Genomic DNA, 13753 nt, shown 5'->3' with positions numbered 1-13753 from the left:
TTCTGTTAAGGGGTAATGTTGGTAAAGCTGATAACCTGCTTCTTGAGCCCTTTAACGCCGTCTAACTCCCCAACCTCTCTACGAGACGTCATATCACCTTGATAGTAGTAAGGCTCAATTTTCCCTCTGTAGTCACTTGGCAACGCAAAATACAATTGCGCAGGCTTGCTATACCATTGCTGTGCGCTCAGATATCCAATGAGGGCGTGCTCAAATTGGTGGTAAGCATTACCCCAGTGAAAAGCCTTGGTTCGCTTCGGGTCTAATCCTACACCCCCATATTGATGATCGACCCACGCATCCATGTATTGATTTTGAGTGTAGTAGAGTTGATTCGTGGTGGTACCATCCAGTAGATTAACCGTCATTGCTGCTTGGTCTAATTCAGCCCATTGCCAAGACGAGATAAAGTGATTGTAACGGCTACTTTTCCATGTCGGTACTGCATTAAGACTTTGCCACTGACTAAACAATGAGTTAGAAAGATATGGCTTAGCCTGATCTGTCGGCATCGAGTAGCTTGCACGTTCCATCGTGGTTCTCATACCTTGTTCACCCAGCTTCTGCCACTCGTTTTGGTCAAAGTAGCGGCCAACTAAATAAGTCATCCAGAACGCCTTGATGGTATGGCCGTAATCGTTGTGCTTTGCATCTGGCATCATTACGGCTTTATGGTGAATTGCGCCGTAGAAGCGTTGCTCTTTTTCAGAATAGTACTGCTTAACCATCTGATCGGTTAACCAGTAAAGATCGTCTCGCCATTTCTGCTGTACTGATTTAGGCATTATCGGAGTTAACAGCAGCAAATAACCGTTAATTTGATCAAGCTGGCCGACCAGCTCTCGTTGTTTGTGGCTCTGTTCGTCACCATCCTCGATCACCCAAAGCAGATCACTGTTTGCGGCATTTTTATAGCGTTCAAAAATGAATTTCTGCTGGTCTATCAATGCCTGCTCGACCACTGGATCTCTGGTGAGGTAATAATAGAATGCCAACCCGACAATGGCATACGCTTGATCTTGGGCGGTTCGTTGCTGCCACTTTAAGCCCGGTTTCCCCTCTTTAATAAAGCTGACAAACCCGCCATGTTCTTGATCGCGTAATTCCGCTAATAAATAATCAACCCCCGCTTTTGCCAGCTTCAATGCCTCTTCATTGCCGGTTAGGTGGTAAAGCACGCCATAGCCATATATCTGGCGTGATTTCATGCGTGTATATTCGCGATCAAAGTAGGGATTTATCCAAGACTTGTCTAGCTCTGGACATGGTTGACTGACATCGAGAAGACTGCCGTCGTCGCAACGAAAGGTTGGGAAATTACCAAGTGGGGCACCTTGTGCGGTTTCCATCATCCAATAAGGTTGAAGCCCTTTTGTAACATGGTTGAGCCAGTCGTTACCCGATGGAAGCGCTACCGTATTTGTCGATGATGCCACCGCGCCAGTCGAGCACAATGTAGCCAGCAATAATGTGCTACACGTCCGGCGCATATATTTACCCGATAGACTATATATAAACGGCATATTCATTTTTAAATCAATTCCTTACACAAAACATGAATATATGCATTTGTATTCACACATTCTGTCTACTGCTTCACAGAGTCGATCGACGGTTCGCACTGAACGCCATCAGCGATAGGACGTTTTCAAACTGAAAGCAAAACGAAGATTCAATCACTTTAGTTTTGTGCTGTGTTTGACCCGAACAGTACCAATCATGACTCATGAACGGGCCTGTCAGCGAGCATGAGTCAGATTGGTACTATTGGTTTTTGCGGTTAAGGATCAACGTTGCGGAAGCGATGATTGCTCTGCGGGCTTGCCGGTTCTGGCGGCAAGCTTATTGGCCAGAGAGTGCAGTTCGGGCAGCATGCGATAGATCAGGTGCAGTTGCTGCAAGACCATTCGTACAGAAGTACAGTCATCATCTCGCCACTGGCCCAGGCGCTGCTCAAGATCATTATCGTTATCGGGTGCCAGCGCACAGACATTGCCTGCTAATTGCTCGGCCAGACAATCAAGGTGGGTGTGAATGAGACGATGAGCCTTTGAGATCAGATGGTTTCGTTCATCTTCCAGGCGGGTACGATGTGCACCCAGCGCGGAAATATAACTCAGCATGGCATGGTTAAGCGTCAGAAAGCGGAAGCTCTCGTCGGTGGCCATACGGTAACGGCCCGGCTCGGCCAGCATATTACTGATCGCAGTGCTTAGCTGGGCATCGGTATTGTGGGCATCGCGGCGGGCGATCCGGTAGTTCAGGTTGTCTTGTTTACCGATCCGGTACTGGCCAATGATCTGGGCGAGATAATCCCGATTGGTGGTGATCGCCGATGCCATCACTTTATGTAAGCGCTTCGCCTGCCAGTCGGGCAAGATGAAACTTACCGCCAGTACGGCCAGCAAACAACCAAGCAAAGTATCACCCAGACGCGGCAGTATCACCGCAAACCCTTCACCCAACTGGTTGAAACAGAACAGTACCAATAGAGTAATGAAGGCGGTTGCCAATCCGTAACGAACAGTTCGGAATGCAAAAAAGAGAACACCGGCTCCGACCATGAGCACCAGTTGGCCTTCCTGTCCTGGGAATAAATAGAGTAAAGGGATCCCTGCCAGCAGGCCACCCAAGGTTCCCAAGACCCGCTGAACCAGTTTCTGACGGGTTGCACTGTAGTTTGGCTGGCAGACAAACAGTGTCGTGAGTAAAATCCAGTAGCCGCGCTCAAGCTCCAGAGCCTGAATAATGCCATACCCCACGGTCAGTGCGATGGCCATACGTAACGCATGGCGAAACAGCATCGAATCTGGCTTTAGCTGGCTGATAATGCGCAGCCACAAATCTTTTGCGCTACGGGCTTCGGGATCGGCCAGTTCGATATCAGGATCTGTTTGTGCCACGTCCGGGTTACTGACGTTCGACATCTGGCGCTCGACGGTTGCCAGATTATTGAACAGGTAATCGAGCTGGATCAGGTACGATCGCCATTGCGGATTATGCCGGTTTTTTAAATAGAGTAGTGATTCTTGCAGTTCATCCAATGCCCGCACGCTCTCAGGTCCATGCTGATAGGGTTTCCCCATTGCCAGCGCACGAGAAATTTCACGGCAGGCGCGGGCCTGTGACGTCAATAGTTGTTGGAAGCGGAACAAGACATCACTGCGATGGAAAGTAGCAGCAAGATCCTGATAACGGTAATGGGAAGAGCTGGCGCGTTCGTGAATATCCTGCGCCAGAAAATAGATTTTTAGAAATTTGTCGCCAGTGGCATTTGGCTGGCCACGTCGAGCGCGGTGCAATAAGGTGGCTTTGGCCGCGTTCAGTGCTGCCACTACACGAGCATTTTTACTGGCCGCTTCTATGCGCAACGGTTGAGGTTCCATGTTTGAAACCGGTACAAACAGCTTACTTTTAAACTCTAAATAGTGAGCAAATTCGCTGAATACCTTAGACAGACTTTGCTGAACCGGTTGATTTGGCCATAAAACTTGCCAGATCAGCGACAGCAGGCCATACCATGCAGCCCCTGCAAGCAAAATGGCCGGCTGGTACCAAAGGTTCGGACTGGTTGCTGAGCCCAGCATGGTATAGACCGCCAGCAATAGAGAGGCAAAGGCGATACTGGCGTATCGGGCACCCATAGCCCCGAGCATAATGAAGCCAAAGGTGGAGATAAATAATCCGAAGCTAAACAGCACCGGATAATCAAACAGCATTTCGATAGACAAAGAGGCAATAAGAAAACAGGCCAGCGTCATGGCCAGCCCTTTAATACGGCCGGTCAGATTATCTTCGGTTTCAGCCAGTGCGCTAGCAATAATACCTAAGACCAACGGGGTGACCTCAGTGGTTAACCCCAAATACCAGCAGGGCAGGGCAACACCGACTAAGGCGATAAAGACCCGAACACTGTAGTTAATTCGGTCATTCGCCCAGTAACGGCATAAATTGGATCTTAAGCGGCTTTTCTGCATGTATGATTAACAATCTTCTGATATATGGCGGAAAATGAACAGCTAGAATAGCAGGGCGATTATAGATGGCCTGCCGTGCTCATAAAGATACCAAAGTTATGATAAAACCCTAGGGAAATTAGTCATTACTTACTTTGTCAGCAGAAATTTTAATCAATTGGACCTCAAGAGCCGAACTCTGCATTTTAAGGTGATTTGGGTATAACATAAATTATTGGTAACCTACTGCCTCTTTGCATGACTCTGCGTACGTCGACTCGGTGTGTAAAAGATAGCGGGATGGAATATATGAAGCTTTTTTTGGTGACAGAATGCGTTTAAGTGCCGGTTGGTTAGCACAGTGGTTAGTGCAGGGCGATTATTTCAGTATCGAGCTGAATGATAACAGTTTGATCCTAGATAGCCAGACAGAAGAAGATGTGATTCCCTTTGATGACTGGGACGGGGCGATCGAAGTCCGTCGCGGTATCTTATGGGGATCGTTAGAGATCACCTCGGCGGATCAGCAATACTGCTGGACCGTTCATGGTCTGCCATGGCATCAGTGCAAGCCCTTCGCGACACATCTGCTGGAAGCTTACCGTAACTGGGCTCGTGGCCGGGTCGATAAGCTTGACCGTTCATTGCCTGACATGCTGCATCGTATTGATAATTTTACCGGTCAGCAGGGCTACCTGCGCCAATCTGATCATCATAATTTGTGTCAGTTTCTTACCGATTCGCTGGGATCTACCGGGCTGACCCAGGAGTTGGCCGGATCCTTCCGTCCGATGGCGTTTGAGAAAATCGAGCCTTGGCTAGACGATAACAGTGAATGGATCGAACAAAATAACCAGCAATGGCTGACTCAGGAGTCCGAAAAGTGGGCCTCGTGGTTTGATCAATTTGAATCATCTCCGCTTAACCCTTCCCAACGCGAAGCGGTATTGATTAATCAGGATCATAATCTGGTGCTGGCTGGTGCCGGTACCGGTAAAACCAGTGTGCTGGTCGCGAGAGCCGGTTATTTAGTGGCCAATCAAGACGCCCAGCCGGAAGAGATCCTGATGCTGGCTTTTGGTCGCAAAGCGGCCCAAGAGATGAGTGAACGCCTCGGAAAAAAAGTTAACGACAAAATCAAAGTTGCTACTTTCCATGGTCTCGGAACTCAGATTATTCAGGCGGTAGAAGGTGAGAAACCTAATGTATCGCCGCTGGCTTTAGATGAAAAAGCCCGCGGTCAGTGGATAGCCGCCCTGCTTGCTGAGCAGTGGGAAACCCCGGCTACGGCGAAACGCTGGCAAAAGCATTTGACCCAATGGCGTATTCCGGGCTTTAAAGCCGATAACTCGATGGAGAAGCAAGCCAGGAGTGAACAGCTTGGGGCCTGGATCTGGCGGCATATTGAATTACTCGGCCAGCGCGGGACCAATAAATCGGTTCTGAATCAAGATATTGAACAGCACGACAATGCAGCCAGCAAAGCGCGGATGAAAAGTGAACTTGGGTTGCTCTGGCCTTGTTTCCGTGCCTACGAGCAGTACCTGAAAGCCAATAAACAGATCGATTTTAATACTATGATCCAAAAGGCGACGGAATACGTTAATCAAGGTAAATATGCCGCGAGCTGGCGCTTTATCATGGTGGATGAATATCAGGATATTTCGCCGCATCGTTTAGCGATGATTGAAGCCTTGTGTCAATCCGGTGATGAAGACAAGCCAAGACCGACGTTATTTGCCGTTGGTGATGACTGGCAGGCGATTTATCGTTTTGCCGGGGCCGACGTTAATCTGACGACGGGTTTTGCTGAGCGTTTTGGGGCTTGTCATATTACCGAACTGGATACCACCTATCGCTTTAATAACATGATCGGGGAAGTGGCAAATACCTTTATCCAGCAAAACCCACAGCAGCTCAAAAAAGATCTGGTTAGCTTTAAGAAACAAAAACGTAAAGCGGTAACCTTGCTGTGCCAGGACTTACTGGAGCAGGAACTGGTGCAGCTGGCCTCGCAGAATGAAAAACCGGTTACGGTGCTATTACTCGGGCGCAATAACAAACAAAAACCAGAGAAGTTGCGCGCGTGGCAGAAACAATGGCCGCATCTGGAACTGACCTTTATGACTTGTCATGCCAGTAAAGGCCGAGAAGCGGATTTCGTCTTTATTCTCGATGTGAATCGCGGGATATTCCCGGCTCATGATCGTGATACCGGTCTTGCGGCCTGCCTGCAAGCGCGACATGAAGGTTTTGCCGACGCCGAAGAGCGTCGTTTGTTCTACGTGGCACTGAGCCGCGCCAAAAAGCATGTCTGGATCTGTGCCGATCCCGAGAAAACATCCCCGTTTATCAATGAGCTTATTGATGATAAATATCCGGTAATGAATAAGATCAAACGTAATAAAAAAGCCCCCGTTAAGGCCTGATGAGTATTATCCGAACTTGACCACCAGTTTGCCGCTATGGCAATGATCTTTCAGTTGCTGCAGGCCGTCGGTAAGTTGCTCAAAAGGCAAGACTTGCTCAACCATCGGATCAGGGCGCTCATCACGCTGCCCGATTTTGCCGACACACAGTCAATCACACTATGCACTAACTGAGCTTCTGTCAGCTCGATCAGCCGCATTGCCACATTTTATTTATCTGGATCGATCACGGCGTCGATACCATATCCTAACAGTCGCTGGTGGTGTTTTTTCCGGCAATAGCGTAGACAGTCGCACCCGCCAGTTTCGCTAATTGAAATTCTTTCAACTAAATATCTGAACAATATAGTTGAGCAAAGCTCAATGTAGAGCGAAAGGTAAAATGAACCAGGCAGCATTTGGCTGGAAATCTTACGAAGGCGCAGAGGCGACATTAGCTGGCATCGAACGTTGGCCGATGATTAAAAAAGGACAGCTCAACAATCCAGAAAACTTATCTTCTTGGGAGCCGTTTTACGCGCTGGCAGCCTACATTATGTCTTGGAAAGCTGCATACCTCTACTTCAGCATAACCTTTCGACGAAGTCCAAATATGGCATTATTAACCCATTGTTTTTAATGAAGTTAATTCCTTTCTGAATCAAAATCTCATTTTTCAGTCAAGCATAAAAAGAACCTAAATCCCCCCTTTATTAAGTTGAAACTAAATTCCACAATTATGTCGAAACTTAGTTTTACACCAAAATACTTAACTATAAGAAATCTGCAATGAAATTTAAAACACCGTTCAAAAAATCCAGTAAGCTCTGTGCTCTTGCGGTCGGCCTTCCTGCTTGTTTATTTTCTTTTACTGCTTGGTCTGAAACGCTTTGTGATGTTAATACACTCGTTTCAACACAAGATCCGATACCGTTAATCGAACAGGCAAACAAGCAGTGTACCAATGACTGGTTTTACGTACCTCGTAACGTATTTGATTCTCTCTATAGCGAAGATACGCTCCAGACAGTTAACAAGCATCTACAGCAAAAAGTAAGTCAGTACACGGGAAATGCAACACAAGCCACTGAAATTGCCAACCTTATTGAATATGTTCGTGCCGCTTACTATGTGAGATTTGGCTTAAAAGCTGAACTTGGTGAATACTCAGATCAACTTAGCAAAGCGTTCGCGAAAACAGTAAATCAATTTTTGGCAAATCCTTATGCAACAGAAATAGCCCTACCAGAACAAACTAACGCGTTATACGGCATGACGTACATGGTTGTGAGCATTAAGCAGCTGCCGATGACCATGAAGCCAATGCTGTCACTTCTTAATACACTGGATCGTGCCAATGCGAATAGCAGCCAATATGTTGAGGGACTAAACAACCTTTTCCGTGCAATGCACGGAAACGTTCATCGCGCGCCTTTCCAAATAATGCTGAAGCATCACCCTGAATATTTAGATCAGTTACATCAGTTCATTATCAATAATGAGTGGGCACTAGATACACCAGCTGATATTTTGCTTAGTAATGCAGCCCGTGAATTAGGTCGACTACTTACCTCGCCAGATGAGAAGGTCAAACAAAAAGTGATGACCATTCTGGATGATCTGCTTATCCGCTACCCGTTTGGAGGCAAAAGCGACAGCATTTGGATAGGTATTGTTGAAATGCTTAACCATTATGCGCCAGAGAAAGCCAAGGCGTTAAATTTAACAACGGCAAAAGCGGATCTGGAAAAAATCGTTTTACCGATTACATTCAACTGTGAAGGCCCTGCCATTATTCGGGCTCAGAAAATGACACAAAAACAGGCGCAAGCCTCATGTGACATGCTGAATGATAAAGAAACCGATTTCCATCAGGTGGTCAATAGTGGCTATAACCCTGTCAGTAACGATTCGAATGATTCGGTTGAAGTGGTTGTTTTCGATACTAACAGCGATTACATCACCTATTCTAACTTCCTGTTTGGCAATACAACCAACAATGGCGGCCAATACCTGGAAGGTAAACCAAGCCGCGAAGATAATCAGGCTCGCTTTATTGCCTATCGCAACGAATATGCCGAAGATTTCTCAGTGTTAAACCTTGAGCATGAATATGTCCATTATTTGGATGGACGTTTCAACCTGCAAGGTGGTTTTAATGACAACTTGCGTGAAGGTCACATCGTATGGTGGATTGAGGGTTTTGCTGAGTACATGACCTACAAGAAGAATTACACTTCAGCAAATGACCAGGCGGAACAGCAAACCTATCGCCTATCCGAAATATTCGCGTCGACCTATAGCCACGACTTAACCCGTATTTATAGCTGGGGCTACCTTGCTGTTCGTTTTATGTTTGAGCGTCACCCGGAAAATATTCAGCCTTTACTGAACCTTGCCCGTCTGGGTCGCTTCAAAGAGTGGGCTACCACTGTAAAATCCTTAGGGAAGGCATACGATCACGAATTCAGCGACTGGCTAAAAGAGATAACGGAAGAGAACAAGCTAGCGAAAATATCTGCGCAGAAAGCACTAACCGTTGAGCTAACGCCGAATACATCGGTAACATTGAACCCCGAGCAGCATCGCGAGAAACTTTTCTATGTCGATATAGCTGAAAAGACGACAACATTTTCTGTCTCTATCTCCGGTGACGGCGATGCCGATCTCCATGCCAGCTATGAGCGTGTCGCGCATTATTATGACTATGATATATCCAATGCCAAGGTTGGTAGCAATGAAACCATCACCTTTGATACACCGAAGCCGGGCCGTTATTACTTAAGTGTCGTGGGTCGTGAAGCCAGCAATCAAGTTAAACTCGTCACGCAGGTGACTTCGGAAAATCTGTCGAGTAACACTGGTAATAACGGAAATACTGGCAATAACAGCCAACGACCTGAAGATGACTTAGCTCCGGTTATGCTTGAAAAAGACACCCCAACCGAAATGACAGTTCATCAAAACCGCTATATGGCTGTTTATGTACCGGAAGGCAACCAAACGCTGCGGGTATGGCTAACGCCTAAAGCGTCTGCCACCGCAAAAAACAAAGGGAATGTCAACCTGTATGCCGCTCAGAAACACTGGCCAAGTCAGGAAGAGTATAGTGCTTCATCGACACGTTCAGACAGTCATGAGTTCATTGAAATGAAACATGAGCAGGCCGGTTACGTTTACTTATTAATAACAGCGGATCAGCCAGAAAATCTATCTGAAGTATATGTGACTTACTTCTAAACCAAACAATAGCCTCGTCGATTATTCGTCCTTGATAAACTCCGCCCCTGTATTACATACAGGGGCGTCTGTTGCACTTATTTTACTACTCCAGCTTGTGACAGACCCCTAACTTGCACTGACATTGCTTCATTTAAAATGGCGATATGGAAGTGTTCAAGTTATAACCAAATATGGCGTTACTATGAGCGTATATCTTGGCTGTCAAACCTATATATTGAGCAATATCAACATTTTCATTATGCACGTGAGCGATATGCTGGTGTGGGATGTATTATGCCAAGCTGAAATCAGTGTTTATATTGCTGGAGAAGCATGAATTAAATTAAGGTCATTTTACCACGCTACACCTTAGTGATGCTCGTTGGGTATTAATTGGTTAGGTTTTTTACTGCTGCAAATGGCATAAAGGAACGAGTTAATGAAAAAAATAATATTAATTGTTGTTTGCATCATGTTTGCAATTGCTGCAATAACAAGTATTTCTTCAACATCTTATATCTCCCATCAAGAAATCGACAAGATCATTTTGAAAAAGTCACAGGCACAAGCTGAGCTGCTTGCCGAAAATGTGGAATATATATTGAGCACATCTTCACAGCCTTTAAATGATTTACAGAAATTGGTTCAATCGCTTAAAAGTCGTCCAGATATTAGCTATGCAATCGTGATTGACAAGAATGTTCAAGCGATTGCCCATAGTGATATCGAAAAATTAAACAAAATCTATGACGATAACTATACCGTAGATGGAGCAACAAAAGGAAAACCACAATATTCCAAGTGGTATGCAGACGTACAGGAAGTCTGGGTATACGACATTTTATCTCCAATTTATGTTAATGGTGAATTGTACGGTACTTTCGATATCGGTATTCCCATCACTGAAGTCAGCGAAGCGGCGAAAGGTATTGTGATTAGCCAGCTAGTCGTTATTTTAGGTATTTTCTTTATTTGTGGCTGCGTACTTATGTGGCTGCTGGGCAAACTGTTAAGACCGCTTTCAGGATTACAGCATGTGTTAGAGAATATTTCGAAAGGTGATGGCGATCTTACCATTCGGTTGCCAGTACGCGGTAACGATGAGATCGCCCATATTTCCACTGCTTTCAATACCTTCGTTAGCAAAATCAATGAGATAGTTGTTCAAGTGGTTAAAACCGGTGTTGATCTTGGCCACTCAGCTACAGAGCTTCGGAGCCAGTCTCAGCAAGCACTATCGCGAGGCCACGAGCAAAGCGATCAATCTTTATTAGTTGTGACTTCAATGAATGAGATGATCGCAACAATTGGTGAGATTTCGCAAAATGCTACCGGTGCCGCGGAGTCAGCAAAGAGTGCCAATATCGAAACTCAGGAAGGGCAAAGAATCTTACAGGAAGCAACCAGTACCATTACTGATCTTGCTGCTCAAATGAACGATATGTCAGGGGTGATTACTTCTCTGGCAGAAAGAACACAATCCATAGGCTCTATTCTTGACGTGATTCGAGGTATTTCAGAGCAAACAAACCTGTTGGCGTTAAATGCGGCCATTGAGGCAGCGCGTGCTGGTGAAGCCGGCCGTGGTTTTGCTGTCGTTGCGGATGAAGTAAGAAATCTGGCTACCAAGACGGCCCAATCAACCAATGAAATTCAAGTTATGATCGACCAGCTACAGAATGAATCCAAAAATGCTGTCGATGCGATGGACTGTAGTAAATCATTAACCATTGAAGGCTCTCAAGCAACGGAAAAAGCTCAGCAAGCTCTTGAGCAAATATCGGCGCAGGTCATGACGATACTTGATATGAATACGCAAGTTGCTACTGCTACCGAGCAGCAGTCTAGTGTTGCCAACGAAATTAACATCAATATGGATACAGTGGATAGCTCGGTCAAAGTTGGCCTGACTGCCAGCCGAGAGCTAGAAAGATCCAGCCAGAAACTGGCGGAACTTGCCCAGACGTTAGATCGTCATGTCGGCTCTTTTAAAATTAATCACTAACATGTAATTCCTTTTGAATTAACCTCTTTTTAGGTAACACTGATCAGTTGAATGTTTTATTGGTTGGTTAAAAATACCTTCTTTTCCCAAGGAAAGAGGGTATTTTGTCTCTCTGTCACATGCAGTCTTGGTCGCTTCATCGTAGCAATCCAGAGAGTGATTTCAGGCTAAAAGTGTTTCCATTTAAATTCGTAGTTGGTCATTAAGTCGCTAGATTAGATGGGAAAGGCGGAATTCTTAGTCTTTCCTTATTTAATCAACAACGCCCATTACACTTAAAACATCCCCGTTTATCAATGAGCTTATTGAAGATAAATATCCGGTAATGAATAAGATCAAACGTAATAAAAAAGCCCCCGTTAAGGCCTGATGAGTATTATCCGATCTTGACCACCAGTTTGCCGCTATGGCAATGATCTTTCAGTTGCTGCAGGCCGTCGGTAAGTTGCTCAAAAGGCAAGACTTGCTCAACCATCGGATCAAGCTTGCCTTCTGCAACGAGGTTGCTCAGGCTGTTGCCGATATCGGCAAGGTGGTGAATATGCTCAGCGTTGCCATGCGCAAAAGTACCGTGCAGGGCAACTTCATGTATGCTCAGTGCCTTGGTGGTTGCCAGTAATGGCACTTGGTTGAACTGATCGGCGACCATAACGATTTGACCGTTATAGCGGATCAGGGCGCTCATTACGCTGCCTGATTTTGCCGACACACAGTCAATTACACTATGTACTAACTGAGCTTCTGTCAGCTCGATCAGCCGCATTGCCACATTTTCTTTATCTGGATCGATGACGGCGTCGATACCATATCCTAACAGTCGCTGGTGGTGTTTTTTTTCGGCAATAGCGTAGACAGTCGCACCCGCCAGTTTCGCTAATTGGACGGCAAACCCGCCGACACCTCCCCCCGCGCCGGTAATGGCAATATGCTGGCTGTTTTCAACCCGTAGCTTGTCATAAACTGCCAGCCAGGCACTGTAACCGGCACAGGGCAGCGCGGCAGCTTGATAGAATTCGAGTGTGTCGGGAATACGACTGACGGCCATTGCTTTGCAGGTGGCATATTCAGCAAAACCGCCCGCAGTTCGGGGGTCGGCAAAAAAGAGCACCCGGTCGCCAGATTTGAAATTGGTGACATCTCTGCCCACGGTGTCGACAGTTCCGGTAACATCAAGACCGATAATTTGCGGATACTGCCAGGTAGCATAGCCCCAGCTGGCTAGCTTATAATCCATTGGATTTAGCCCGACGGCGGCCACTTTTACGCACACTTCACCTGCGGCAGGAGTGGGTTTCCGGGCTCTGGTGAGTTTCAGACACGGCAGTCCTTCCGGCAGGGTAAGTTTCCATGCTTTCATATGCCACTACCTCATTATGGCGCACTACATCCCAAGAGTACGAAATAGCAATAACTGTTTAGAATCTTATTTTTATACCCATCAGCATATATCCAATAATAAAATATTGCCTGAATTTGGGCGAATAAGTTTTCTTTATGAGAGATGGGTTATGACGATAAGCAAAGGGGGCAAGCCGGGGTGGGATGTTGGCCGTTAGAGAGCAAAAAAGCCTTCAGTATGTTGAAGGCTTTTATACTAATCGGAATAATTGCCCAGAGTAGTCTTAAAGAATTCGTTCAGCCAGATAGGCGTCGTAATCCGGGATCTCGATGTCGACGTCCTGATCCAGCATAGGGGAGGTGATCATAAAGTTAGCGCTGGCGCGGTTGGTGGCAACCGGTACATTCCATACAGCAGAAATACGCAGTAAGGCTTTCACATCAGGATCGTGCGGCACTGAATTCAATGGATCCCAAAAGAAAATCATCATGTCGATTTTGCTTTCTGAAATCATTGCCCCTAGCTGCTGGTCGCCGCCTAGTGGGCCGCTTAGCATGCAGTTGATATTCAGACCTGTTTCTTTTGCTAGCAGGTGGCCCGTCGTCCCAGTGGCATAAAGCACATGATCCTTCAGTCTGTCCTTGTGCTCTAGTGTCCAGCGAAGAAGATGTTTTTTACAGTTATCGTGTGCAACTAAAGCGATGTGCTTGCTTTTTTGCATAGTACGCGTTGTGACTTGCATGCAGGGCTCCAACCTTCTTGTTCACTAATGAACAGAGTTATTATTTATAGTTGCATTAATATCAGAGCTTACTTGTGTTGT

7 protein-coding genes and 1 pseudogene are annotated in these 13753 nt (G+C 46.2%); 4 read left to right on the top strand and 4 right to left on the bottom strand.

What is annotated here, in order from left to right; all coding sequences use genetic code 11:
- Nucleotides 1–5: 5 nt before the first annotated feature.
- Both R3289_RS01615 and yccS read right to left on the bottom strand, forming a co-directional pair.
- On the bottom strand, nt 6–1490 hold the full coding sequence (locus R3289_RS01615; protein ID WP_318923605.1) for an AGE family epimerase/isomerase: 1485 nt from the start codon (nt 1488–1490) through the stop codon (nt 6–8).
- Between the two features lie 297 nt (nt 1491–1787).
- Nucleotides 1788–3977 (bottom strand): YccS family putative transporter, encoded by a 2190-nt coding sequence (gene yccS, locus R3289_RS01610; RefSeq protein WP_318923604.1) that lies wholly within the window; start codon nt 3975–3977, stop codon nt 1788–1790.
- Nucleotides 3978–4288: 311 nt separating this feature from the next.
- Between yccS and helD the strand changes: the two genes are divergently transcribed.
- The 4 genes and pseudogenes from helD (at nt 4289) to R3289_RS01590 (ending at nt 11591) form a co-directional block, all read left to right on the top strand.
- Nucleotides 4289–6385, top strand: a complete 2097-nt coding sequence (gene helD / locus R3289_RS01605; protein ID WP_318923603.1) for a DNA helicase IV — start codon at nt 4289–4291, stop codon at nt 6383–6385.
- A 309-nt stretch (nt 6386–6694) separates the two neighbouring features.
- Nucleotides 6695–6914 (top strand): annotated as a pseudogene (locus tag R3289_RS01600) (IS6 family transposase); the annotation flags it as partial.
- Between the two features lie 239 nt (nt 6915–7153).
- Complete coding sequence (locus R3289_RS01595) at nt 7154–9604, top strand: M9 family metallopeptidase (RefSeq protein ID WP_318923602.1); 2451 nt, start codon at nt 7154–7156, stop codon at nt 9602–9604.
- Nucleotides 9605–10025: 421 nt separating this feature from the next.
- A complete protein-coding gene (locus tag R3289_RS01590) occupies nt 10026–11591 on the top strand; it encodes a methyl-accepting chemotaxis protein (protein WP_318923601.1) in 1566 nt (521 codons plus the stop codon).
- 376 nt (nt 11592–11967) lie between these two features.
- Here the strand turns inward: R3289_RS01590 and R3289_RS01585 are convergent, their stop codons facing one another.
- Together R3289_RS01585 and R3289_RS01580 are read right to left on the bottom strand one after the other, a co-directional pair.
- Nucleotides 11968–12948, bottom strand: coding sequence for an alcohol dehydrogenase catalytic domain-containing protein (locus R3289_RS01585; RefSeq protein ID WP_318923600.1), 981 nt, complete (start codon nt 12946–12948; stop codon nt 11968–11970).
- A 265-nt stretch (nt 12949–13213) separates the two neighbouring features.
- Nucleotides 13214–13672, bottom strand: coding sequence for a methylglyoxal synthase (locus tag R3289_RS01580; RefSeq protein WP_318923599.1), 459 nt, complete (start codon nt 13670–13672; stop codon nt 13214–13216).
- Nucleotides 13673–13753 lie beyond the last annotated feature (81 nt).

Origin of the sequence: Photobacterium sp., from assembly GCF_033720175.1 — a bacterium.
In the GTDB taxonomy this organism is placed as follows: Bacteria; Pseudomonadota; Gammaproteobacteria; order Enterobacterales; family Vibrionaceae; genus Photobacterium.
This window is presented reverse-complemented; position numbering and strand designations above follow the sequence as displayed.

What these genes read in the sequence shown, in the direction of transcription:
- R3289_RS01615 (WP_318923605.1), bottom strand. Translation starts at nt 1,490, where the DNA reads ATGCGCCGGACGTGTAGCACATTATTGCTGGCTACATTGTGCTCGACT.
- yccS (WP_318923604.1), bottom strand. Translation starts at nt 3,977, where the DNA reads ATGCAGAAAAGCCGCTTAAGATCCAATTTATGCCGTTACTGGGCGAAT.
- helD (WP_318923603.1), top strand. Translation starts at nt 4,289, where the DNA reads ATGCGTTTAAGTGCCGGTTGGTTAGCACAGTGGTTAGTGCAGGGCGAT.
- R3289_RS01595 (WP_318923602.1), top strand. Translation starts at nt 7,154, where the DNA reads ATGAAATTTAAAACACCGTTCAAAAAATCCAGTAAGCTCTGTGCTCTT.
- R3289_RS01590 (WP_318923601.1), top strand. Translation starts at nt 10,026, where the DNA reads ATGAAAAAAATAATATTAATTGTTGTTTGCATCATGTTTGCAATTGCT.
- R3289_RS01585 (WP_318923600.1), bottom strand. Translation starts at nt 12,948, where the DNA reads ATGAAAGCATGGAAACTTACCCTGCCGGAAGGACTGCCGTGTCTGAAA.
- R3289_RS01580 (WP_318923599.1), bottom strand. Translation starts at nt 13,672, where the DNA reads ATGCAAGTCACAACGCGTACTATGCAAAAAAGCAAGCACATCGCTTTA.